Source organism: Paenibacillus sp. J22P59 (assembly GCF_059383895.1).
Genome location: NZ_JBXENX010000022.1, coordinates 1 through 23615, shown reverse-complemented (window position 1 = coordinate 23615; position 23615 = coordinate 1). Strand labels below are relative to the sequence as shown.

Annotated in this window: 17 protein-coding genes and 3 tRNA genes; 7 read left to right on the top strand and 13 right to left on the bottom strand. The window is 46.2% G+C overall.

Annotated features, from left to right (window positions below; all coding sequences use genetic code 11):
* Positions 1–252 precede the first annotated feature (252 nt).
* From AC50YO_RS24720 to AC50YO_RS24705, 4 genes are all read left to right on the top strand, one after another.
* Positions 253–328: transfer RNA gene (locus AC50YO_RS24720), tRNA-His, on the top strand.
* 8 nt (positions 329–336) lie between these two features.
* Positions 337–411 (top strand) — tRNA-Gln (locus tag AC50YO_RS24715).
* Positions 412–417: 6 nt separating this feature from the next.
* A tRNA-Gly gene (locus tag AC50YO_RS24710) sits at positions 418–492 on the top strand.
* Positions 493–712: 220 nt separating this feature from the next.
* Positions 713–4885, top strand: a complete 4173-nt coding sequence (locus AC50YO_RS24705) for a choice-of-anchor I family protein (protein WP_494851160.1) — start codon at positions 713–715, stop codon at positions 4883–4885.
* A gap of 91 nt (positions 4886–4976) precedes the next feature.
* Here the strand turns inward: AC50YO_RS24705 and AC50YO_RS24700 are convergent, their stop codons facing one another.
* The gene (locus AC50YO_RS24700; protein WP_494851158.1) at positions 4977–5816 is read right to left on the bottom strand and encodes a CPBP family intramembrane glutamic endopeptidase; all 840 of its coding nucleotides are present in this window, start codon (positions 5814–5816) and stop codon (positions 4977–4979) included.
* 339 nt (positions 5817–6155) lie between these two features.
* Here AC50YO_RS24700 and AC50YO_RS24695 point away from each other — a divergent pair, with 339 nt between their 5' ends.
* Positions 6156–7244, top strand: coding sequence for a polysaccharide deacetylase family protein (locus AC50YO_RS24695; RefSeq protein WP_494851156.1), 1089 nt, complete (start codon positions 6156–6158; stop codon positions 7242–7244).
* A 64-nt stretch (positions 7245–7308) separates the two neighbouring features.
* Here AC50YO_RS24695 and AC50YO_RS24690 read toward each other — a convergent pair whose 3' ends face one another.
* Positions 7309–8199, bottom strand: coding sequence for a LysR family transcriptional regulator (locus tag AC50YO_RS24690; protein ID WP_494851154.1), 891 nt, complete (start codon positions 8197–8199; stop codon positions 7309–7311).
* 115 nt (positions 8200–8314) lie between these two features.
* Here AC50YO_RS24690 and AC50YO_RS24685 point away from each other — a divergent pair, with 115 nt between their 5' ends.
* Positions 8315–9565: a YbfB/YjiJ family MFS transporter gene (locus AC50YO_RS24685; RefSeq protein WP_494851152.1), complete on the top strand. Its 1251-nt coding sequence runs from the start codon at positions 8315–8317 to the stop codon at positions 9563–9565.
* A gap of 152 nt (positions 9566–9717) precedes the next feature.
* Here AC50YO_RS24685 and AC50YO_RS24680 read toward each other — a convergent pair whose 3' ends face one another.
* The 9 genes from AC50YO_RS24680 to uraA form a co-directional block, all read right to left on the bottom strand.
* Positions 9718–10425, bottom strand: a complete 708-nt coding sequence (locus AC50YO_RS24680; protein ID WP_494851150.1) for an MgtC/SapB family protein — start codon at positions 10423–10425, stop codon at positions 9718–9720.
* A gap of 82 nt (positions 10426–10507) precedes the next feature.
* A complete protein-coding gene (locus tag AC50YO_RS24675) occupies positions 10508–11290 on the bottom strand; it encodes an HAD-IIA family hydrolase (RefSeq protein WP_494851148.1) in 783 nt (260 codons plus the stop codon).
* A 125-nt stretch (positions 11291–11415) separates the two neighbouring features.
* Positions 11416–12195 carry an endonuclease/exonuclease/phosphatase family protein gene (locus AC50YO_RS24670; protein ID WP_494851147.1) on the bottom strand — a complete coding sequence of 260 codons (780 nt, stop codon included), beginning with the start codon at positions 12193–12195 and terminating at the stop codon, positions 11416–11418.
* Between the two features lie 24 nt (positions 12196–12219).
* A complete protein-coding gene (locus AC50YO_RS24665; protein WP_494851146.1) occupies positions 12220–13047 on the bottom strand; it encodes a carbohydrate ABC transporter permease in 828 nt (275 codons plus the stop codon).
* Positions 13044–13925, bottom strand: coding sequence for a carbohydrate ABC transporter permease (locus AC50YO_RS24660; protein WP_494851145.1), 882 nt, complete (start codon positions 13923–13925; stop codon positions 13044–13046). The genes AC50YO_RS24665 and AC50YO_RS24660 overlap by 4 nt, the downstream gene beginning before the upstream one ends.
* A gap of 80 nt (positions 13926–14005) precedes the next feature.
* Entirely contained in the window at positions 14006–15292 is a 1287-nt protein-coding gene (locus tag AC50YO_RS24655) for an ABC transporter substrate-binding protein (RefSeq protein ID WP_494851144.1), read from the bottom strand.
* A gap of 129 nt (positions 15293–15421) precedes the next feature.
* Positions 15422–16951, bottom strand: a complete 1530-nt coding sequence (locus AC50YO_RS24650) for a response regulator (RefSeq protein ID WP_494851143.1) — start codon at positions 16949–16951, stop codon at positions 15422–15424.
* On the bottom strand, positions 16929–18761 hold the full coding sequence (locus AC50YO_RS24645) for a sensor histidine kinase (RefSeq protein WP_494851142.1): 1833 nt from the start codon (positions 18759–18761) through the stop codon (positions 16929–16931). Before AC50YO_RS24645 ends, AC50YO_RS24650 begins: the two co-directional genes overlap by 23 nt.
* 219 nt (positions 18762–18980) lie before the next feature.
* The gene (gene uraA, locus AC50YO_RS24640; protein WP_494851141.1) at positions 18981–20282 is read right to left on the bottom strand and encodes a uracil permease; all 1302 of its coding nucleotides are present in this window, start codon (positions 20280–20282) and stop codon (positions 18981–18983) included.
* Between the two features lie 235 nt (positions 20283–20517).
* Here uraA and AC50YO_RS24635 point away from each other — a divergent pair, with 235 nt between their 5' ends.
* Positions 20518–21075: an SLOG family protein gene (locus AC50YO_RS24635; RefSeq protein ID WP_494851140.1), complete on the top strand. Its 558-nt coding sequence runs from the start codon at positions 20518–20520 to the stop codon at positions 21073–21075.
* Between the two features lie 62 nt (positions 21076–21137).
* On the opposite strand, the gene AC50YO_RS24630 is transcribed toward AC50YO_RS24635, so the two are convergent.
* The gene (locus AC50YO_RS24630) at positions 21138–22523 is read right to left on the bottom strand and encodes a sensor histidine kinase (RefSeq protein WP_494851138.1); all 1386 of its coding nucleotides are present in this window, start codon (positions 22521–22523) and stop codon (positions 21138–21140) included.
* Complete coding sequence (locus AC50YO_RS24625; RefSeq protein ID WP_494851136.1) at positions 22520–23197, bottom strand: response regulator transcription factor; 678 nt, start codon at positions 23195–23197, stop codon at positions 22520–22522. The genes AC50YO_RS24630 and AC50YO_RS24625 overlap by 4 nt, the downstream gene beginning before the upstream one ends.
* Positions 23198–23615 lie beyond the last annotated feature (418 nt).

Here is a 23615-nt window from a genome sequence, read left to right as displayed (position 1 = left end):
GGTGGAAGCGCAGCAATGCGTGCAGCTGACGAATACTAATCGGTCGAGGGCTTATCCTACTATGGTTTACTCGTAGAGTAGACCAACACATCGAAGCTTAAAGGACTTCAATTCTTTCGCATCCAGTTTTCAGGGTAGCAATACCTGATGGATTTATCGTTGTTTTTTTCTGAAGGAATTCAGGGAGGTATTCAGCGAAAAATCATTTATATGAGATTAACACCCACATTGGTGGGTTTTGTTTTGTCTATGGCGGTTGTGGCGAAGTGGTTAACGCATCGGTTTGTGGATCCGACATTCGGGGGTTCAATTCCCCTCAATCGCCCCATTCTTTGTTGGGGATTAGCCAAGCGGTAAGGCAACGGACTTTGACTCCGTCATTCTCAGGTTCGATCCCTGAATCCCCAGCCATTGTATGCGGAAGTGGCTCAGCGGTAGAGCATCGCCTTGCCAAGGCGAGGGTCGCGGGTTCGATTCCCGTCTTCCGCTCCATACATGACATTTAAAGCCTTGCTGTTGCAAGGCTTTTTTTATATTAACATTCTGATAAGCGTGGGCAGTGAAAGCTGCCGACGCTTATTTGCTATTCACAATATCTTTGTAATTCCTTAATGTCTGCTTTACATTCCCGCCTTACAGTAAGATGGAGGAAATAAGGCTCTATTTAGTTGAATAAATATAATGCATCTAATAAGTAAGGAGAGGGTTTTTGTTGAATAAGCACATGAAGAGAATGCTGTCATTAGTTATAGCCGTAGAGCTTACTGCCAGTACGGTTATGGGAGGTGCAGGCCTTCCGGCGACTGCCGCTCCGTCGTCCCTGGCTGGAACTCCTTACAACGCTTTGAATCAATATGATGCATCGGTGCCTCATATTATCATTAATCAAGTCTATGGCGGAGGTTTAACTGCTGATTCCGGTAGTATTAACTCTCATGGATTTATTGAGCTGTACAACCCTTTAAATTATGATGTGAGCTTGACGGGGTGGTCGCTGCAATATGCAGATCGAGGCTCTAAGAAGGAGATAGGCCCAACTCTCGGCTGGCATAAGCTTGACCTATCGGGCACGATTAAAGCCCATTCTTCCTTTTTAATTGCAGGTGAAGCAACGACTTCGGCGAGCCCAGTCATCGACTTATTCAATAAAGCGGATCAATTCTGGGATGGACAATTCATTAATAATAAGGGACTTAAGGTTGTACTGATGAGCAATCAGAATAAGCTGCCTGATGAGATAAAGAATCCCTACTTACTAAAGCCAGAGGGTTATGTGGATATGGTGGGAACCGGCAGCAATGACAATGGCAGCGATATTGATGGCTATGAAACGGATTATCCGACAGGGTCAACAGGGGGAACCTCTAAGAAAAAAGCCATTCGACGTGTTGGCTTCGCCGATACGGATAATAACAAGACAGATTTTGAGCAATTGGATTATGAGACGGCAAGTGTAGATAGACTAGCAGCTGTAAAACCGCGAAGCAGTGCAGATGGCGCATGGGGTGTATTAGCTCCTCCGCTTGTCATCAGTACGGCAAGCTTGGCGGATGCAAGTATAGGCTTGCCTTATACGGTGAGCATTGCGGCCGAAGGCGGAACACCTCCATATGCTTATCGTGCAACAGGACTTCCTGTTGGCCTTAACCTTGAAGAAACGACGGGGGTTCTTAACGGAGTACCCGCTGTGTCTGGAGAATCTATATTTGAGGTTACAGTTACGGATAGTGCTTATACGCCTGTAAGCGCGAAGAAGTCTTATTCGTTAAAGGTTAAACCTGAGGAAGAGAAGATAGCAGATACGATCCACATCTCAAAAATAGGGGAATATTCAGTTGGCAAGACAAGCAGTGATGGCGGTGTTGCCGAAATCGTGAAATACAATAAAGATAATGGGAAATTTTATTTGGTAAATGGCGCGGGCGATCCACCTAGCCTGGATATTGTCAGCATAGGCAATGGAACGGGGACATTAAGCAAGGAAAAGACCATTCTAATTAAGCCGCTTGCGGAAACAGAGGGTTTCCTTTATGGCGATTTGACTAGTGTCGATGTTAATACTGTAACCAAAAAAATCTCTGTAGCCGTTCAGGAGAAGGATGCGACCAAGCAAGGCAAGGTACTAGTGCTGGATTATGAGGGCAACTTAATCAAGGCTTATCCAGCAGGCGTTCAGCCAGATATGATTAAATCAACGGCAGATGGGACTTACATTCTCACAGCCGACGAAGCCGAGCCGCGTATCCAAGGAGAAGACCCGCAAGGGAGCATAACGATTATTAATACAGTAACGCAATCCGTTCAGCATGTGTTATTCGATGATCCGTCCGTTATTGAGGATGACGTTCATATCCGAGGCATATCGAATGCAGATGGGAAAATTACAGGAAGCGGTACGAAGGCGGATGCCATATTTGATCTGGAGCCGGAGTATATTACGCTGTCGGAAGATCAGGCAACCGCTTATGTGGCCTTACAAGAAAATAATGCAATAGCCACCGTTAATATTGCCGCAGGTCAAATAACAGCGGTGAAGGGATTGGGTCTGAAAGATTACAATGACCCGCTTCATGCACTTGATCTCCAGAAGGATAATACAATTAAGCTGGAGAACGTACCTTTCTTTGGCATGTATATGCCTGATGGGCTTACCTCTCACACAATCAATGGCAAGACCTATCTGTTCACGGCGAATGAAGGAGACGTAACGGAGTGGCCGGGTAGGGAAAATGGCACGACTATTGGGAAAATCAAAGGTAAGCTTGACCCATCCTCTGAGCTCTATGCCTATCTGCAGAACACCAAGCAATATGATGGAGTTGAGGTTGCCAGCGATATGGGGCAGGACGGCATTTATTTGTATGGCGGACGCTCCTTCTCCATCTGGGAGGCAGATACGATGGATCAGGTGTATGATAGCGGAAGTGATTTCGAGCGAATTACTTCACAGCGCTTGCCTGAATACTTCAACACCAGCAATAGCAAATTTGCGATGGATGACCGAAGTGGCAAGAAGGGACCTGAGCCAGAAGACATTAAGGTAGGGCAGGTTGGCAGCAGGCTATTGGCATTCGTAGGACTTGAGCGAATTGGCGGCATTATGACGTATGATGTGACTGATCCTATGAATTCAAGCTTTGTGAATTATACGAATACGCGTCAATTCAAGGATAGCTTGGGCAAGGTCAATCTGGATACAGACACAGCACCGGAAGGTCTGGAGTTCATTCCTGCATCGATCAGCCCGACTGGCCAGCCGTTGCTGCTCGTTGCCTATGAAGTCGGCGGCAAAGTAGGGGTATATCAGTTGGATGTGACGAAGGTGACTTTGGATCGCAACAGCTTATCCATTACGAGAGGCGATCTTCCTGTGAAGCTGAACGCAGCTGTGACAACGCTAGAGAAATCGGCGCTCACATGGAGCTCCTCCAATCCAAACGTTGCAACAGTCGATTCATCGGGCTATGTAACAGCGGTCTCTGAAGGAAACGCGACGATAAGTGTTACAAGTGCTGATGGATATGGACAGGATGAGGCAACAGTAACGGTACTGTCTCCAAGTGGAGGGAGTACAGGCTCCAATGGAGGAAGTGCGGGGACAACTACACCTATAGCTCCACCTGCCTTCACCATTGTAACTAGCGGTAGCAAGACAACGGCCTTGATGGAGCTTGCTGCCGAGGGGAATTCATTAGGGCAAAGCTCCTTTACAATAAAGGCTAATCAGTGGAACAAAGCGTTGGAGGCACTCCATCAATCGGGGGCAGGCCAACTGAAAGGAATATCCCTTAAGCTGACAACAAATAGCCAGCAGCAGGCAGTGACCTTGCGGTTGGAGAAAGGAATATTGGGAGCGGCAGATCTCGAAACGATATCCTTGCTTGCCTTGCAGGTGAATGGAGGAGCAAGCTTGTCTTTTGATAAAAAAGCGTTGGCGGCGATTGCCTCCGCAGGGGCACAAAGTGACATACTAATTACAATTCATAGCTCTGAGGGCGATGCAGCTGTTCCGAGCACAGTTAATCAGGCAACGAAGGGCAAATGGATTGCAGCAATCGGCAATCGTACTGTCATGGAAGTGAAAATTGCAGTTGGAGGATCAGAATTAACGAGCCTGCAAGGAGGGACGGCTCTGCTGCAGTGGCCGTACCAGCCAAGAGCAGGCGAAGATCCTAACGCAATCGTTATGTATACGATAACCAGCGATGGAGAGCTGGGAATCTTGCCGTATAGCGGATATGATGCAGCCTCGGGAATGATCAGATGCCAGATCAATTATTTGTCCAGCTATGGGACCGGTTATAACAAAGTTGATTTTCAGGATACGGAGCGCAGCTTTGCTAAGAATGCCATTACCTATTTGGCAGCCCGCGACATCATTGGCGGCACTGGCAAAGGGTTGTATGAGCCAAAGTCTACGATGACAAGGGCTGATTTTACACTAATTCTTGCTCGTATTGCTGGCGTTGATCTAGATGCGTATAATCATTCAAGCTTCTCGGATGTACAATCTGCTGATTATTACGCTAAGGCAGTGGGATGGGCTGTCCAGCAGAACATCGTTGGAGGTGTTGGGGACAATCGGTTCGAGCCAGAGGCGAGCATTACGAGAGAGCAGCTTGCTGCAATGCTTGTACGGTTCACAGCAGCTATAGGCTACGAGCTGGAAGCGGACCGATCGGCTCAGCCATTCGCGGACCAGTCTTCGATCGGGAGCTTTGCCAGTGATGCTGTTACTCTGATTCAGCGGGCAGGAATTATACAAGGAATAACTTATAGCAACAAACCAGGTATTTATTTCGCTCCGAAGCAGACGGCTACGCGAGAAGAAACGGCTCAAATGCTCGCTAAGCTGGTCGAACTGATGAATGCTAAATTGAATTAATAAAGTAAAGCCTGCAGCTTCCCCCTTCTGTTCACATGAACAAAAGTTGGGAGGCTGCAGGCTTTTTCAGTAGGATTAAGGCAGGCTGCTATTATCGCGATAACGAAGAGGAATTCGCAGTATATTTGTTGCGATAAATGAAATATACCGCTATCGTACCAAGAATTAAGATAATAGTGGAAATATAGCTGCCCTCAGCTCCGAATGCGCCGCCTGATAGAAGCGTTGGGCCATTGTCCGTTGCTCTCAATACCGAGGGAACAGGGTCTGTTCCTGACACATTGAAGCCATAAATATAGCCTTGGAACAGATTCCACGTTAGATGCAAGCCTATTGGCCACCACAGCCCACCTGTGATTTCTCTGGCAAGAGCCATAATTAAGCCAGCCAAAAAAATATTGAGTATAGGGAAGGGAGAATCGAGTATGCTCGGATTGCCCAAATGCAATAAGGAGAATAGGATCGAGCTCACAATCATCGCTGTTATGGAGCCATAATGATAACGAACAAGGCCCTGCACGTAGCCACGCGAGAAGATTTCCTCGGATATCGCCACAGCGGTGAACAATAGAATGCCCTCCAGCAACGAGAGAATTAAGGTACTATTCCACGTCGAGGATTCCCAGCTAACGCCGCCAAGCGCCCAGATGATAACCGAGGAAGCGGAGATCAGCAGAATTCCTGCGAGAAGGCCCTGTATGGCATAGCGTACGGCATGTGGCTGCTTGAGTCCGAGATCCCAACCTTTTTTCCGTTCAAACCAAGTATACATCGCTAATGAGACTAGAATGAAGCCACCGATTTGGCAGTATAAAAGAGACTTGCTTTCAGACATTGCGATAATATCAAGTGTATTGCCATTCATTAGTACGAACAGCATATAACCGATTACTGCAACAACGACGATAATCATCACTATTGCATAGCTCATTATTATTTTTCCAGCTGTACTGAAAAAAGTTTTAATGCCAGTCACCTTCTTTTCTGAATATAGTCGTGCTTATGTAAGTAATGTCCACATTGGCTAAGTTAGAATAGGACATTTGTCTTTCTTTTGTCAACAGTAATGTAGAAATTTGTCATACAGTAATGAAAGTAATTGATTTATGCACTTGAAGGTAGAACATGAGAAATCCATTGTTGTCTTCTTTGTTTGAGTTATTCGAACCATATGTTCATATTATTCAATTTTACAAAACATTCCTCGCGATTTTACAATAGATTGTAAGGTATCGTTGAGGAAGAGGATACCATAGAAGGGGGAATTATGATGACAAGCTTGATAATAACTCGGGGCAATCTAGCGGTTGCTCATTGTGCCTTTACGTTCGATGACGGTCCTATGCGAATTCCTATTGAGGCATGGTTGGATGCTTTGGAGCAAGGAGGGGCGCGTGGGACATTTTTTATGACGGGCGAGTGGTTCGATCGCTACCCGGCAAAAGCGAGAGAAATGCTTGCCAGAGGCCATGAGCTGACAACGCATACCTACCATCACCGCAGAATGGAGGATGTGACCAAAGCTGTATTCTTAGAAGAGCTGAAGCTGGCTGAGCTTGCTTATCAAGAAGCAACGGGAAGGCCGGTTCCAACCTTCATGCGTTTTCCTTACGCCTCTTATCGGGAGGAGAATTTGGAATGGCTCCGGGAGTGGAGCTATCTGGTTATCGAAGGGGAGGATACGATCGACTGGTCGGGACCTCCAAGCGGGGAGCTTGTGGATCGGGTGATACCTAAGCTGGTCAATGGATCGATTCTAATCTTTCATGCCAATGAAATCGCCAAAGAGACACCGCAGGCTGTTAAATCGCTTGTACACCATGCTCACGCCAAAGGTCTTGCCATAGTTCCCGTATCCGAATTGCTATATGCTGATGGCATCTCAACTGGCGAACGCAACTGGCAAGTCCGGTTCAAACCAACTCCCCAAGGTTCTTTTGTTAGTGAACAGTGGAAGCCTGTAGCTGGGGAAGATGAATTGCAAAAGCTGGCGGCCGATTCACTTGAATGGGGGAGCCTGAAAGCCCCGGCAGGATTTGATGCTTATAAAAAATGGCTGCAAGCCCTCACCATGCAGGTCAATTCGGATGGCGAAACGTATTTTGTCGCCCGCAGCTTTGCCGAGCAGCACTGGGCATACGTGTGTGCTTCGGTTCGCGGCGGTTCGCTGGTGCTGGAGGACTTCGCGACGAAGGAGCCCCATGCGGATGCCTTAGTTTATATCTTGCAATGGGCAGCTCACGAGGCATCAACCTTGGGTTGCGAGTGGATTACCAGCACACAGGACATGCGCCGTATTCTTAAGCTATGTGAACAGATGGGCATCGAAGCGGAGATTGTTGTGCAAGATGTCGGATGACCATCTTATTATAGTCCGCGATTCTCGCGGATTTTTTATTCTAGGGGATAATGTTCTTGTGAAACTAAAGTGTTTTTTGGTTCATGGATGCCCTGATCGCTTCCATTAAAATCAATGTTGCTTTTCCTAATAAGTTCTTGTCTTTATAAGCAATGCCTATAGTGAGGACAGGATTCAAATCGGCTATAGGTCTTATGACCAAGGAGCCTTCCTGTTCCAGACTGCTGTAAATTGGAACAATCCCTATCCCAAACTCTGCCTTAACCATTTGTTGAATGACAAAGAAGCTTCCAACCTCCATATAGGAGATCAGGCTTCCTCCAGTTGGATAGATTGCCGTGTCCCAAAGCTCTCGATAAGTACAAGTCGGTTCTTTGACTAGAACGGTTAGCCCAGCAAGGTCGCTTACCGTGATGCTATCTTGATCGGCTAATGGGTGATTTATATGTAGCATGACCCCTAATCTTTCCTCAATAAGCGGCTCAAACTCCAGCATGAGCTTCGAAGGTGGGGACGAGCAAACGCCGAATTCCAGTTCGCCGGCCCGAATCCTCTCTGCAATGGATCTGCTGCCGCTTACTTCCATGGTTAGCTCTACTTTCGGTCTAGTCCTGCAAAAGTCAGCCACAACGAGGGCAAGCTGTTGGCTTGCGACGGGCTCAATAGCGGCAAAACGTACCAAGCCGTTATCGCCCACAGCAATATCTGAGACGGTCTGCCTCATGGCTCCGATCGATTTCAGTAGAGCCGAGGACTCATGATAGAGCCATCGGCCAGCTTCGGTTACGATTACTCGTTTTCCGTCACGCACGAATAAAGAAACGCCCAGATCAGCTTCGAGACGCTGAATCTGAAGGGTTACCGTAGAGGGAGCATATTGGAGCTCCTCTGCGGCTTTCAGAAAATATCCTAGGCGCACACAAGCTTCGAAGGTCTTTAAAGCTCGAAGATCCATCTCCATCACCTTTCTTTAAGAAAATCGAACTATTTATTAATATCATTTAATTTTACAAAATAATTCCGGGATTTTACAATAGGGTCAATTTATTATTTTGGAGGTAGATGGGGGGATGGGGACAAAATCCGCATTGAATTGGATTACGCTATGGGCATCGTTATTATTTGTCGTCATACTCGGCTTCTCCCGGCTCTCCTATGGCATGTTCTTGCCTGGGATACAAAGGGTGATCGGGGGGAGCTATGGACAACTTGGCATATTGGGGACAGTCAACTTTATCGGTTATTTGCTCGGGACATTATGTCTTTCTCCTCTGATCTCGCGGTTCCCACAACGCAAGCCTATCATTAATCGGATGGCATGCTTATTGCTCGGATTGACGTTAATCGGCTCAGCATGCAGTGAGCATTTCCTCCAGCTTGGTCTTTGGCGGTTCGCCATTGGCTTGTTATCGGCATGCGCTACAGTGTTAGTCCTGTCTATCGCTATGGATGCCGTTCGACCGGAGGAACGAGGAGTGGCATCGGGTCTAATATGGCTGGGGGGATCTGCCGGTATTCTAATGACGGGTTTATTCGCTCCCTTGACCATAGATCCTTCATACATTCAGGGGTGGCGATATGCTTGGGTGGCCATGGGCGTATTCGGAGTAATTGCCGCTTTAGGTTTTGAGTTCGTTACCAGAAAGAGGGGAGCCGAGACAATACCCTCGCAAACCGAATCGAAGCCAGAGGACAATGAAAGCGAAAATGTGTATCGTCTTCTGTTAAATCCGAATAAGCTCTTGTTCTTGATCGCTTCCTATTTCTTCTTTGGATCAGGATACATCATTTATTTCACGTATTTAATTCCGTATCTGGTAAGCAAAGGCATTCCGTCCATTTATGCCGGGTTAATATGGTCTGGAATTGGATTTGCGGGTTTGTTTAACGGATGGATCGGAGGCAAAGCCATTGACCGTTGGCCGAGCGGGTATACGCTTGCGTCGGGGTTAACCATGGGGACGATCGGTGTTAGCGGGGTAATGACCAATAATATGCTATTTACTGTGCTCGGAGCTGCAACGATTGGACTCGTTGCCTTTATTACCCCGCCGCTGATGACGACTGCGCTTCTTCGTCGTCATGTCCCTCACCACGCGTATGCGGCATGTCTCAGCATAGCCACTGCTTTTTTTGCCTCTGGACAGATTATCGGTCCCATCGTTGGAGGAGTGGTGGTCGAACGGTACGGCTTGCAAATTGGCGTGGCATCCAGCGCAATCTTTATGGCGATTGCCGCTGCGTTGGCTGGTTTGTATGGAAAACAGCAACGAATGCTTAAGATCGGTGATTTGCCATCAGCGGTTGAACAAAATAATTAGTGTCGTTGGTTCAATAAAACAGCGGCAGCTCAGGACTTAATGTTCACGTCCGCGGCTGCCGCTGCTTCTATTATTGTGTTCAGTCTAACACTGTAGCTGGCAATTATTATTATGACGAGAGTCAGCAAATACTTTTTGCATGTTAACTCTGATTATCTGCCCTTCCAATCGAATGTAATTTCCATAACCCCATCCAATTGCTCGAATCGCTCCATAAGAGGCAAGATATCTAAATTATTTTTAAGACGGATGCTGCAATCTACAGCTATTCTTTTGTAGGAGGTATCATATTTGTCATGACGAGTAACGGAGACGTTATGAATCTCGAAATGATCCTTCTCCAGAATGTTTCTCAAGCTTTGCAGATTGAGTACATCCTCTTTGACTGAAATTTGCATCGTTCCGTCTACGCTTGTCATGACATATTTATTTTCCAGTCTTCGTGTAATAACGGTGCAGGCAACGACGATAACCGTGGTAGCCACAGCCGGAACGTAGAAGCCAGCTCCGACACTTAAGCCAATGCCTGCGACAACCCACAGCATAGCCGCTGTCGTAAGACCGGATACGTGATTGGAACGGCGCATGATCGCACCCGCTCCGAGAAAACCGATACCGCTAACGACCTGGGCTGACAGCCGCGCTGGATCGAAGCGTGCATTGGGATGATCAATAAGGTCACCGAAGCCGTAAATTGAGGTCAGCATAATAAGTGACGATCCTACGGATACGAGCAGATTGGTCTTAAAGCCTGCTTGTTTGTTGCGGAGCTCGCGCTCCCAACCAATTATACCGCCTAGTAGCGCAGCAATAAGCAGTCGGATAATGATAGAGAGCCAGTCAATATGGATGCTTTCCATGAACCTTCACGCCTTTCTTCAACCTAACAAGTTCCTTTATTATCTATGATCTATAAATGTAGCTTGTCATCGTTGCCCTATATTAATTCGCGATTTCATATAAGTCTTGAACGGAGTTTAGTACGTAATTGGGCAAATGGCTTGCCTGTGAGACATCTTCAGGAGTGGAGGCGCCAGTGAGAACAAGAGCGGTATGCATACCGGATACTTTCCCCATATAAATATCCGTCTCCAGACGGTCACCGATCATCAGGCAATCCGCTGCCGTTAAGTTCAGGACATCAAGAGCCACATCCGCCATGTGCTTGGATGGCTTGCCGGCAATATCGCTAATTTTCATGCCTGTTGCTCCTTCAATGGCACCAATGATGCTGCCGCAGTCGGGGACATCACCACCAGGCATCGGGCATGTTCTATCCGGGTTAGTCGCTATGACATGCGCTCCGCCTTTGATTGCTTGATACGCGAAGTTCAAATGATCATAGTGAAAATTGCGATCCCAAGACAGGACAATTACATCGGTCTCAGCTGGTGTAGCAGCGAAGATAATGCCTTCACGCGCCAACTCATCCTTGAAAATCTGTTCACCAATTACATAGGCTTTTTGACCTTGATGATGCTCTTGCAGCAGACTGAGCGTAACAACAACAGGACTCAAGATATCTTCGAGCGTAACAGGTATTCCGAGGCCATTAAGCTTCGTGACATAATTTTGCCTAGAATCAATGGTCTTGTTCGTAAGAAACAGCACCTTCTTATCCTCAGAAAGCAGACGGTTAACGGTCTCAACCGCACCATGGATAGCATATTGTCCCAAATAAATAGTACCGTCCAAGTCGAATATATAACCTTTATAATGCCTCATCTGTTGTTTCCTCCGCATCTTTCTAAATGTCTATTACCCAAGATAGAGCAGGAGAACCACGATAAATCTCTCTAGATAAGAAAGAGTAACGTGGTTCTCCTATTTGTACTAAGTTAAGCTAAAAATTAAGTTAGATTAACGGTCACAGCAATTGAATAATGATCGGAAGGATATCTTCCGTCACGCTGGTTGCGATCTACGATCGTTTCTGTCAGTTCGATGTCTGAGGTGGTGAAAATGTAGTCAATAGGCTCGCCTTGGGTACCGCCTTCAAAATCATGAAAGGTACGGCCCACAGGCTCCTGCAAAAGGGAATAAGCATCCGTAAACGCTTGTTGCAGCGATAAAATTGCGGCATTATCGGGCTCGGCGTTGAAATCTCCCATGAGAAGAACAGGAAGGCTTTCTTCATCCCGGATTTGCTTGATGCGTGCAATGAGCAGCTTCGCACTTTCTTCCCGCGCCTGTTGCCCTAAATGATCGAAATGCGTGTTGAAGACATAGAAGCGGGTTGCGCTTGGGTCCTTCGTTTCGAAGCAGATCCAGGTGCAGAACCGTGGCAAATCACTATCCCAGCTCTTGCTGACTGGAGTGTCTGGCGTCTCGGATAGCCAGAACTGACCTTGCTTAACAGGAATAAGCTCTTCATGCTTGTAATAGATCGCACAGCATTCGTCATATGTTGGGTTACCGCTCTCATAGCCAGCGCGGCCTTCACCAATACGGCTATAGGCAGGCAGCAGTCCGTCCAGGTCATGGAGCATTCCGTATCTGCCTTCTTGTGTTCCGAGTACCGACGGATTCGTTTCTTGGATTAGTTCTGCAACAGTGTGCTTGCGGTAAGGCCAAGCATTATTACCGTCGATTGGCGTATCGACACGCAAATTGAAGGTCATCGCTTTCATACGGATATTCCCCTTGCTAATGTTTTATTTAATGGACCCTTCCGTGAGACCTCCGATAATGTATCTCTGTGTAAAGACATATAGAATCGTAATTGGCGCCATGGAAAGAGTGAAAGCAGCGAATGCCAGACTGTAATCAAAACTAACCTCTGATTTGAAATTATAAATAAATAAAGGCAGTGTCCAGAAATCAGGATGGCGGTTCAGCATAATAAGCGGCAGCTGAAAGTCATTCCACATCCATAGGCTGTTAAGAATGAGAACCGTCGCAATGATAGGAAGCATCAATGGATAGATGATCCGGATAAAGGTCAGCCATACGCCGCAGCCATCAATTTTGGAGGCTTGATCCAGCTCAAGCGGGATGTTCTTGAGAAATCCGACGCAAAGGAATAGACCCTGTGCAAAGGATAAGGTGACATACATAATAATGAGCCCGCTCTGATTAAGCAGATCCATATTGCCCATATGTCTGTAAATAGGCAGCATAACGGCTTGGAACGGTACAAATATGCCCATTAGAATGAGGGTATACACCCACTTGTAATAAGCTTTATTCATATTGCGGGAGATTGCATAGGATACCATCGGAATAGCTATTACCATAATAAGCAGAGCGACTACAGTAATGAAGATAGAGTTCTGGAAGATCTTCCAGAAATGCGCTTTATTAATGACTTGAATGAAATTATCAAGGTACAGGCTGGAGGGTGGGGCGAAGAAGCTTTTGCTCGTCTCCGCTCTTGTCTTCATGGCAATAGCAACCGTCAAGTAGATCGGAGCCAGAATGAATAGCGCACCGATGACAAGGAATGTGTAGCTGAGTATACGAAGAGGCAGTCGCTGGGTCATTGTTGTCCAACCTCCTTCCTTGAAAGCAGCTTAATCTGAATGAACGAAATAAGACCGATTAATAAGAATACATAAATAGCTTCTGCCGTCCCATACCCGAACTTCATCTCACTCATACCATGCTCATAGATGAGGAAGCCTAGCGATTCGGTTGATTTGGATGGTCCGCCATTCGTCATTGCAACGATGTAATCGAACACCGTAAGTCCGCCTTTAATCGCGAGCACCACATTTACGGTAAGCATCGGAATTAAGAAGGGAACCGTTATGGAGAAGAATCGTTGAATAGGAGATGCTCCATCAATAATGGAGGCTTCCTTGAGATCCTTAGGTACACTTGAGAGTCCCGCTATGAAAATAACCATAGGGACAGCAAAGCCTTGCCATATATTCGTTAACGCAACGCCGAAGATGGCGGTATCTTTATTGCCGAGTATATTGCGGGATAACCAATCGATTCCGAGAGCTTCACCGATTGGCGGGAAGAGGGAATAAAAAAACTGATTGAACATCATACCGACTGTAATCATGCTTAATACGGCAGGGAAAAAATAAATCGAACGAAATAGTCCGCGGAGCTTCAAGGATTGACTTAGCAATAATGCAAGTATTAAAGCGATGCCTAGCTTGCCTATGACAATAATTAACGTATACAGAAGGGTGAAGGTAAGACCGTTCATAAACCGTTTGTCTTGCAGAATAGCGATATAGTTTTTCAGGCCGACCCAATCGTAGGTTAAAGAGAAGCCATCCCAGTTCGTCATGCTGTAGTAGAGCCCGATGAAGACAGGAGCTAGGAAGAAGACCGCATAGAGCAATACCGCAGGAATCGTTAATAAGACGAATGTAAAGCCGGGCTTAATGTTTCGTGTGTTCATAATCGACCTCCATCTGACAAAAAAGCGGGAACGCCTTGAGCGCTCAGTGACCAAGGCCTTCCCGTCTTCTTCGCTCTTCGTTATTGATTGAATTTGTTGAAGAAGATGCCATCAAGAGCTTTGAGGTATTGATCGATATCTTTCGTCACGAACATCTCTTGCGTAGCCTTGCCTACTTCAGCATTCGTTCCTGGCGGCCACAGGCGTTCAATTGTCGGATAAACCTTGCCGTCTGTAATGAGCTCTGTTAGCATACTGATCTCAGGCAGCCCAGTTTCGACCTCTTTAATGCCGGATGGATAGCCGCCAACCTCCAAATAAGTCGTTACCGATTCTTTGGAAGACATAAATTCAAGGAATTTTCTAGCTTCAGCTTCATTCTTGCCGCCTGCCGGCATGCCGATTGCTGTATCCACGGATACTTGTGTCTTCAGATCTGCCGGATTGACGGTAGGAAGCGGGAAGAGAGCGAAATTCAGATCAGGATTGGATTCTTTAATTTCTTTAATTGCCCAGATTCCTGCAAACCACATAGCGGCTTTGCCATTCGCGAATTCACGAAGCGCATCCTCGTAGCCTGTTCCCATTAGATCCTTTTGTCCGTATTGGCGGAGATTGAGCAGGGATTCAGCAAAAGGCTTGAAGTCAGCATTGTCGGTAATATGTGCTTTGCCGTTCATGACGTCATCGAGAAATTGCTCAATATTCGGCATCGTTTGCCCCATCTTATAGACCACTTCCTGCCGAATGCCATTGAAGTCTTTATCATGGAAGTAGAATGGAGTAACACCTTCTGCTTTCAGCTTTTCTGCCAGCTGGATGAGCTCGTCATAGGTTGTTGGAGGCTGAAGATTGTATTTCTCGAAAATTTCCTTGTTGTAATAGACGCCCAGTGTTGCGAGCCCGATTGGAACAAGAAAGTTTTTGCCTCCGATTTTACTCAAATCTGCGATAGCAGGCTGAACATTCGCCATTAGCGGGTCATTAGTCAGATCTAACACACGACCCTCCAGAGCCATTTTCTGAAAAACGGAATTATGAGGGTAGTGGGTAAAAGCAGCTGGTGCGTCATCTGTCGATACTCGCATCGTCCATACATTCTCTGGATTCGGGACGTTGTTCTGCTCCACGATGATATTCGGGTTATCCGCTTCAAATTTCTTAATTAACTCATTAACGATTTCCGTTGCCTCTGTTTTCATTTGGAAATACTCAATTTTGACCTTGTTGTCTCCTGCGCCGGCAGTTCCATTTGGTTTATTATTATTGGTTGCGCTTTCAGAATTGCCGCTGGAACAGCCTGCTGCGGTAATCATGCTAAGGCATACTAGAGTGGCGATACCGCCCTTTAACATTCTTTTCTTCATGTACTCAGCTCCCTTTTTGTATTTATGCTTGGTGTATAGGTCTTATTGTAGCAAGGAGCAAGTCGATAAAAATAGGAAAGAACTGACCCTCTGTATAGGATAAAACTGTTCAATAATCGTCTGACGTGCTTACTTCGCGCTATCGGAATCATCGTTGCTCTTGTTTCTGGATTTGCCTGGCGTTTCGCCGTAGCATTTCTTATACATATGGATGAAGTAGGAGTAATCATTAAAGCCGACCTCGCTCGCCACGTCGGACACAGACAGCTCTGAGCTGGACTCAAGCAATTGCTTGGCCTTCTCCATGCGCACTGACAATAAGTAATTGGCGAAGCCCATGCCGCTTTTTCTTTTGAAAAGGCGACTCAAATAGCTGGGATCGACAAAGTACTTGTGCTTGGCCAAATCCTCCAGCACGATGCGCTGCTTATAGTGAATATCGACTTCATGCTTAATGCTGTCGATGATATCCAGCTTGTCGGTCATTCGCTTCAATTGCTCGGCGACGACATGCAGCTGCTGGATTAAGTCCTGCTCGATTGCATCAATTGAAGCATATTCGAATAAGCTGCGCTGGCCTATGAATGGGGCAGAGGACGCCTCTTCGCTAGTTCGCCCAATGAGTGTATTAAGAAGATTGACCGTAGCAGCGAACCAATCCTGAATCATATACACAGACCAGGGCTGCTTGGAGGCGGCAATGATCCAGGAATGAAGCATCGCTTCGGCTTCTTGAAGCTGATAGCTCGTTACTTTACGGGTGAAGCCGGCGGTCCATTCCTTAACCAACTCGGCATCATAGGTATAGTTCGTTGCTAGTTCACTGCTGCTAACCAATGTTCCTTCACCGATAATAAGGCTTTGCAGGGCAGCGAGCTTGGCCTCCTTGAAGGCTTCATCAACCTCTCGAATATTAGCTGTAACGGGGCTTATGCCCGCAGCTAGTCTGCTATTCGAATGTTTAGCGAATTGCCGGAGGATGGCTTCGCATCCAGAGCGCATGCCGCTTCGTTGCTGCTCTGTAGGTGAAGCGTCGGCTTCTGATCCGCACAGTAAAATAGCGATTAATAGATGCTCATGCTGCTTATCCCCCATAATGACAAATTCATAGCCCCGGGAAGCCAGCTCTTTCTCAATCAGCTTATGCAATCGTTCATGCTCTATAGGGTTAAGCCAGAATACGGCTGTTTGAACCCAGTGGCTATGATGAATCTTTGCAGAGGATACCAGAGAATCTTTGTCTCCATACAAGGCGTTGGCAAGAGCTAATCTTCTCGCTGATTCTGAAGACAGATTCATTCGTTCCTTCAGCGTATCAAGCAAAGGGTAGAGCTCTTGGCGATCAATTGGCTTGAGCAAATAGTGCTCAACTTTATAGCGTATAGCTTCCTTGGCGTAAGAGAAATCATCATAGCCGCTGATGATCATAACTGTTGTTCCCGGATAATAATGAAGGATTTCGGCAGCCAGCTGTATACCGTCGAGTCCAGGCATCCGAATATCCGTAAGAACCAGATCGTAGGAGGAGCTGCTCAGGGCAGCAAGTGCTTCATTCCCATCCTCCGCTTCGGTTACCTCTACATCGCTATCCCAGTCGGAGACCATTTGTACGACAGCCTTTCTTGCAAAAAACTCGTCATCTGCTACCAAGATTTTCATTGCTGCTCAGCTCCTTGTTGATTGGTATATGCATGGCAATAGACGTGCCTTCCTGTTCGATGCTAGTGATTTCGATCCCATAGCTCTCTCCATAGAAATATTTGATGCGTGAATGAACATTGCGTAGGCCGAAATTGCGCCCCGGATCATTATTGAGGGTATGACCGCTTTGTGCGAACAGTGTTCGCAGCTCAAGGAGCTTGTCTTCCTTCATTCCGACGCCGTTATCTTGAACCTGTATTGTCAGAAAATGGCCTTGTCGCTCGATAGTCAGCTTTAGCTTGCCTTGTCCGCCTTTAGGCTCGAGACCGTGATAGAACGAATTCTCGATAATCGGCTGGATTAGAAATTTCAATATTTTATACTGGCGGACCTCAGCGCTAATCTCGTATTCCACATGAAACTTATTAAAGAAACGAATCTGTTGGATTCTAATGTAATTTTCAATCTGCTCCAATTCATTTTCTACCGTGACTTCATCACCATGTTTAATGTTGTAGCGATAAATGCTGGATAGACTTTTGGTCATGGTTGAGATCGTATCGATCCGATGAAGCTCAGATATCGAATGAATGGCATTCAGCGTATTGTATAGAAAATGGGGATTAATCTGGGACTGCAGCATTTTTAGTTCCGCTGTTTTTTGCAGATTGCTGGACATAATCTCTGATTCTCTGCTTACTTTCAATCGTTCAATCATGGCATTGTAGCTGTTAATGAGGCGTCCAATTTCATCTTCCCTATGGCTCGTTGGCATGACCTTATACAAATGCTCAGCGTCGATGGTCTTCATCGCTTTGCTTAGCTTAAGGATCGGATTAATGAAATAGTGATGGAAGAAAAAAGCGAATAGCAGAGCAGCAATTAAGGCCAGTATGCTGAATAGGATATCACTCAACGTATTGCTCAGAAATGTATTGTAGATTTGATTGACGGGAATGAACTGGATCACCTTCCATCCCGTTACGTTATTAATGCTTCCGCTAACCATATACCTTTGTTTGTTCCACTCTAACTGAGAAATATGTTCATTGTCGGTATTTAGATCTGAGAAACGAGAGATTAGCTGTGTCGCATGGAGATCCTTCGAGAGGTTGAGACGTCCTTCTGAATCATAGATGATGGTATCTCCCGACATGACAATCGTGCCAAGCTTCTTGTCTTTATCCGTGGATATTCCGCCAAGCATGTTCTCGACAGCTTTATAGTAGACGTCAATTTTTGCGTAGCCTTCTTTACTGCTCCTAATATTGAGATCGGATAAATAGCGTGTGATGGAGATCGAGTCGTTATTATGCTTGCTTGTCCCATCTGGGACTGATACGACGAAATTGCTAGTCTTCAGCTTCTGTTGGCCAATGGCATGAATGGTATTTACAATTTCTCCGGCATTCTCGGGCTTACTGCCATAAATATTTCCGTTAGGCGCGAGCACGGAGATCATCGAAATATTGCCATTGATCAAGACGAACTGCTCTAGAGAGCTATGCATATAATTGGAATCGTCTATGTTCTGCTTGCCATAAGTAGGCTTGGTTTTTTGCATAATGGTGTTCAGTCTGGTCTCCGTTAAATAAAAGAAGGAGTTGCGCGTGAGGTTGGTGAAAAAATCATCAATCGTGACGTTCGTTCGGCGATTAAGCTGCTTCAGAATATCCTCGTAATCAGAATTGGTCTGCTTGTATAATTGCAAGCCAGAGAGGAATAACGCGAAGATGACAGGGACGACGATAATGAGGACATAGGTTAAGACGAGCTTGCTTCTGAACGTCGAACGTTGGAATCGTCTCAGCAAATAGCGGTGGAGCATATGTATCCCTCCTCTTAGATGAATTTTTATAAGCGCTTACAATTTATTGGGTTGCTAATTAATATAGTCAATATCTAATCAGGTAGCAATGGAAAAAACGGTTAGGTTTGCAAGATTTCCGCACTTTCATCTACCTGTAGGACAGGGAATCATACAAAAAAAGAGGCCCTGCAGCATGATTGCCGCAGAGCCTCTTTAATCTGTTTTGCTGCTCCAGTCCTAATGCTCCGATGCTTCGGAGTCGTTGGACAAGCGCGTTATTTCGAATAGTTTGAACAAAAGGCTAAGTACGATAGCGACGACAGTTGCCAGCGCCATACCTGATAATGAGAAGTCGCCAATGGACACTTTAACACCGCTTAAGCCAGTAACGAGTACGATGGTAGTCAGGTAAAGGTTGGTCGGTTTACTGAAATCGACCTTCGTCTCGACGAGCATGCGAAGGCCTGATGCCGCGATAACACCGAATAGCAGCAGGGAGACGCCTCCCATAACAGCAGGTGGAATTGCAGCAATAATAGCAGAGAATTTGCCGAGGAAGGAGAGCACGATCGCAATCACAGCTGCTCCGCCAATGACGAATACCGAATAGACGCGAGTAATAGCAAGAACACCGATATTTTCCCCATAGGTTGTGTTGGGAGTTGATCCGACGAAGCCGGATATAAGAGTGGAAATACCGTTGCCCAGCATAGAACGGTGAAGTCCCGGTTCTTTGGATAAATCCTTGTTCACAATGTTGCCTGTCACGATCAGATGACTAATATGCTCGGCAATGACAACGAGTGAGGCTGGCACGATGGTTAGAATCGCTGTCCAACTGAACACAGGCAAGGTGAAGGTTGGAGAATCAATCCAATTGCTGGCTGTCACGCTTTCTAAATGAGTGTATCCCATAAAATATGCGAGTAAATAGCCGCTCACAATACCGATCAGAATCGGAATAATACGCATGAAGCCGCGGAACAGCACGGAGCCGAAGATCGTTATACAGAGCGTAACGACCGAAATAATGACCGTTCCTTTATCTATTGTCCAAGTAGCGGGAGCATCCGCAGGCGGTATCCAGCCCGCCATCCTAGCCGCGACCGGAATTAACTCAAGGCCGATAACAGCGACAATAGCGCCCATTGCAGCTGGCGGGAACAATACATGAATCCAGCCTGTACCTGCATATTTGATGATGATGCCAATGATGGTGAACACGACGCCTGCGGCAATGAAACCGCCAAGCGCTGCGGCGTAGCCTTCGGATACTGTAGCATATTTGCCGATTACTGCAACAGCCGGTGTGATAAAGGCGAAGCTTGATCCCAAATACGCAGGAATCATTCCTTTACAGATGAACAGGTACAATAATGTTCCGATACCATTCATGAGCAAGCAAATGGCGGGATCAACGCCTAGTAAATTTGGAACAAGTACAGTTGATCCGAACATGGCGAACAAATGCTGGATACTGAGCATTAAGCTCTGACCGAGCGGCGGCCTATCTTGTATCCCGATTTCTTTTTTAATCATTCTGCTTTCCCCCGTTGTAATTAGTAGAGCTTATTAAGCAACCTTATAGATTCTACCTAGACCACAGATAACTTGGCAAGCTTCTTTTTAGAAAATTCGCAAAACCTATCTCTATTATGAAAAGGAAGAGGGCATATCATGCAATGAGGATATAATAACGATGGAACATACATTCTCTGCCGGAATCATTCCGATCCTGTTATAGTGAGCACAGGAAGGAGCGGGATGCATCAGAATGAAAAATATTCTTGTAACAGGCTACCGCGCACATGAGCTGCAAATCTATGACCAGAAGCATAAGCACATTCCTTATATAAAAAAAGCGCTTGAGGCAAAGCTGATTCCTCTCATAGAGGAAGGGGCGGAATGGATTATCACCCCTGGTCAATATGGCTTCGATCTATGGGCGTGTGAAGTAGCGATGGAGCTCAAGCCGCAATATCCTCAGATTAAAGTCTCGGTTATTACAGCATTCAGCAATCCTGAGGAGAACTGGAAAGAAGAGAAGAAGGAGTATTACCAACGAATTATACAAAGCATTGATTATTATGGTGCGGTAAGCAATCAGCCGTATGTCGGCCCGTGGCAATTCCAAGCCCGAGACGAGTTGCTCTTCCGCAAGACGGATGGCATTGTATTGTTCTATGATGAAGAGGCTGCTGAGAGCAGCGCCAAGTTCGTGAAGGAAAGGGCTTTGAAGAAGCAAGAGTCTGATGGCTACCGCTTCATAAGTATTGGGGCGGAGGATATCCAGAATATTGCCGAAGAAGAGAACCTTTATAATTTTGATTAATGAAAGCCGAATGACAAGAGCCCGCATATAGCCAAGCCATGGCTGTGTACGGGCTCTTGAATCTATAGGGAGGGGAGAACAATAGTGAATTCCGTTCCCTTCCCATACTGACTGGCAACGGTGATTTGTCCATTATGAAGGGAAATGATTTTGTGTGCGATGGACAGCCCTAAGCCGCTTCCCGCGATTGTACGATTCCTTGCTTTGTCTGCTTTATGGAAGCGATCAAATAAGAGGGGCAGATCCGCTTCGGGAATGCCTTGTCCAGTATCTCTAATAATGACGGACACTTCACCGGATGAAGAGCGGCTAAGCTGTATATGCAAAGAATCATTAGGCTCTGAGAATTTGATTGCATTGGCAATGACATTCAGCCATACCTCGTACAACAGGGAGGAATCTCCTACTATACTCATCTCTGGCAGCATAAGCTCTAGATTCATTTGTTTCTCGCTCCATTGCCATTCCAGCATAATGAGGATACGTCTAATTTGTTCGTCGAGCCGGAAAGAGGTTAGGTGCAGTTGATTCTGCTGATCAAGCGTTGCGAGAGTGAGCAATTGCTTGCTTAAGGAGGAGAGACGCTTGCTCTCTTCGGCAATGATTTGCATATATTGCTCGGATTCCTCTCTTGGTACAGTAGAGTCAGCGGCCGCTTGAGCAAGGCCTTGAATCGAGGTGAGCGGCGTCTGGAATTCATGCGATACGTTCGCTACGAACTGCTGCTTCATATCATCTGCACGTTTAATGGATTCAGCCATAGCAGAGAAGTTGCGTGCGAGATCACCAATCTCATCCCTTCGCCTCGTCGCAAGCTGTTGCAAATCATAGTTGCCGCCTGCGACTTCTCTTGTAGCAGCTGTCAAATGCTTAACGGGGCTGACGATAAATTGACTGAGAACGACAATGAGCAGCAAGCTGATCACGAAGGTTGCACCGAGGAGCACGGCTACGATAATTCGCAGCTCCCCGATTTGCTGCTGCAGATCAGGCCTTACGAATAAAGCAGCCTTTCCTTCATTAGTGTCCAGAGGGACGCCGACGGTATTCTGAAGGCTATTGACGAAGAAGGCGAATAAATTGAGCCCTTTATCATCCTCGACACTCATGCCTTGATAAATCTCCCCATTCATTACCGTCTGATATTGCTCTGCGCCCATATTGTTATGCTTAAACGGAGCACCGTAGGAATGTTTTTCTCCTTGCTCATTAATGAGGTGGAACTGGTAGCCTAATGCAGACAGCTGTGTTAAATAGTTCGCCAAGTCCATTTGGGGATTTTGTTCATACAGGTTACGAACTGCGACGGCAGTCTGAAATGTTTTTTGCTCGTTATCAGATACAAGCTCTTCTTTATAATAAGCATTCGTGAAAAAGAGTCCGGCGATCGAGCTGACAAGTGCAACGAAGATAAAGGTAATGACGATTCGTACGTAGAGCGACTTCATCCTTGCGCCTCCAGCTTATAGCCGAGACCTCTTACAGTCGTAATAACAAAGTCATCACGGAAAGGGGCGAATCGTTCTCTTAATCTTTTGACATGCACATCGACCGTTCGGCTATCCCCACTATAGTCAGAGCCCCATACCAATTGAATAAGCTGCTCTCTCGTATAGATCCGACCAGGATTGCCGGCCAGTTGAGACAAAAGCTCGAATTCACGAAGAGGAAGCTCTATTCGTTCTTCGCCGAAATTGACTTCATAGCCTTTACGGTCAATGGTGAGCCGTCCAAGCCTGATGAGCTCCGATGAGACAAGCCGGTATCGGCGCAGCAAGGCGTTAATTCGAAATAAGAGCTCCTTGGGCTCGAAAGGCTTCACCATATAGTCATCCGTTCCCGAGAGGAAGCCAAGCTCTTTGTCATCAATTCCACTGCGGGCGGTCAGCATAATTACGGGAATGTCATAATGCTCCCGAATTTCCTTGCATAGTTGGTGACCGTCTTTGTTCGGCATCATAATATCAATAATCGCCAGATGGATCTGTTCGTGCTCAATGAGTTTGGAAGCATCCTCACCGTCCATGGCATCTAAGACCGAATAGCCTTCTTTAGTTAGTAGAAAACGAAGCAGTGTCCGAATCGACGGATCATCATCTGCTACAAGAATGTTCATTCGCATGTTATTACTCCAATCCTTCCGGCTTCTGCCGGGTATCTGCTGCTGTTAGTTTGAGTGTACCATGCCGGGACGCAGCACCCCAAATCAGACTCACCAACCTGTAGCTTCATTAAGTGATTCAATGGCAATAGACGCGGAGGGGAGACTCTTTCTATCGTAATAAGTTAGCGCTATTAAATGAATTTAATCTTTTTTGAAAAAAGGGTTGCCAAGTAGATTAACTGCATGGTATATTCTAATTCCGGCCGAGAGAGATGGACGGAACGAACAAAACAAACAAGCGATAATAACTTTCCTACATACGAAGAAGTTTTGCAGGAAAGAAAAAAAGAGCTTGACATAACAAACGCTGACATGATAAGATAATAGGCGTTGTTGAAAAAGTAATTGTTCTTTGAAAACTGAACAACGAGCGAAA

Excerpts from the sequence above, each read along its gene's own strand:
- AC50YO_RS24700 (WP_494851158.1), bottom strand. The coding sequence starts at position 5,816 with ATGAGCTATGCAATAGTGATGATTATCGTCGTTGTTGCAGTAATCGGT.
- AC50YO_RS24675 (WP_494851148.1), bottom strand. The coding sequence starts at position 11,290 with ATGAGGCATTATAAAGGTTATATATTCGACTTGGACGGTACTATTTAT.
- AC50YO_RS24630 (WP_494851138.1), bottom strand. The coding sequence starts at position 22,523 with ATGAAGTCGCTCTACGTACGAATCGTCATTACCTTTATCTTCGTTGCA.
- AC50YO_RS24625 (WP_494851136.1), bottom strand. The coding sequence starts at position 23,197 with ATGCGAATGAACATTCTTGTAGCAGATGATGATCCGTCGATTCGGACA.
- AC50YO_RS24660 (WP_494851145.1), bottom strand. The coding sequence starts at position 13,925 with ATGAACACACGAAACATTAAGCCCGGCTTTACATTCGTCTTATTAACG.
- uraA (WP_494851141.1), bottom strand. The coding sequence starts at position 20,282 with ATGATTAAAAAAGAAATCGGGATACAAGATAGGCCGCCGCTCGGTCAG.
- AC50YO_RS24695 (WP_494851156.1), top strand. The coding sequence starts at position 6,156 with ATGACAAGCTTGATAATAACTCGGGGCAATCTAGCGGTTGCTCATTGT.
- AC50YO_RS24650 (WP_494851143.1), bottom strand. The coding sequence starts at position 16,951 with ATGAAAATCTTGGTAGCAGATGACGAGTTTTTTGCAAGAAAGGCTGTC.
- AC50YO_RS24645 (WP_494851142.1), bottom strand. The coding sequence starts at position 18,761 with ATGCTCCACCGCTATTTGCTGAGACGATTCCAACGTTCGACGTTCAGA.
- AC50YO_RS24655 (WP_494851144.1), bottom strand. The coding sequence starts at position 15,292 with ATGAAGAAAAGAATGTTAAAGGGCGGTATCGCCACTCTAGTATGCCTT.
- AC50YO_RS24670 (WP_494851147.1), bottom strand. The coding sequence starts at position 12,195 with ATGAAAGCGATGACCTTCAATTTGCGTGTCGATACGCCAATCGACGGT.
- AC50YO_RS24635 (WP_494851140.1), top strand. The coding sequence starts at position 20,518 with ATGAAAAATATTCTTGTAACAGGCTACCGCGCACATGAGCTGCAAATC.
- AC50YO_RS24690 (WP_494851154.1), bottom strand. The coding sequence starts at position 8,199 with ATGGATCTTCGAGCTTTAAAGACCTTCGAAGCTTGTGTGCGCCTAGGA.
- AC50YO_RS24685 (WP_494851152.1), top strand. The coding sequence starts at position 8,315 with ATGGGGACAAAATCCGCATTGAATTGGATTACGCTATGGGCATCGTTA.
- AC50YO_RS24680 (WP_494851150.1), bottom strand. The coding sequence starts at position 10,425 with ATGGAAAGCATCCATATTGACTGGCTCTCTATCATTATCCGACTGCTT.
- AC50YO_RS24665 (WP_494851146.1), bottom strand. The coding sequence starts at position 13,047 with ATGACCCAGCGACTGCCTCTTCGTATACTCAGCTACACATTCCTTGTC.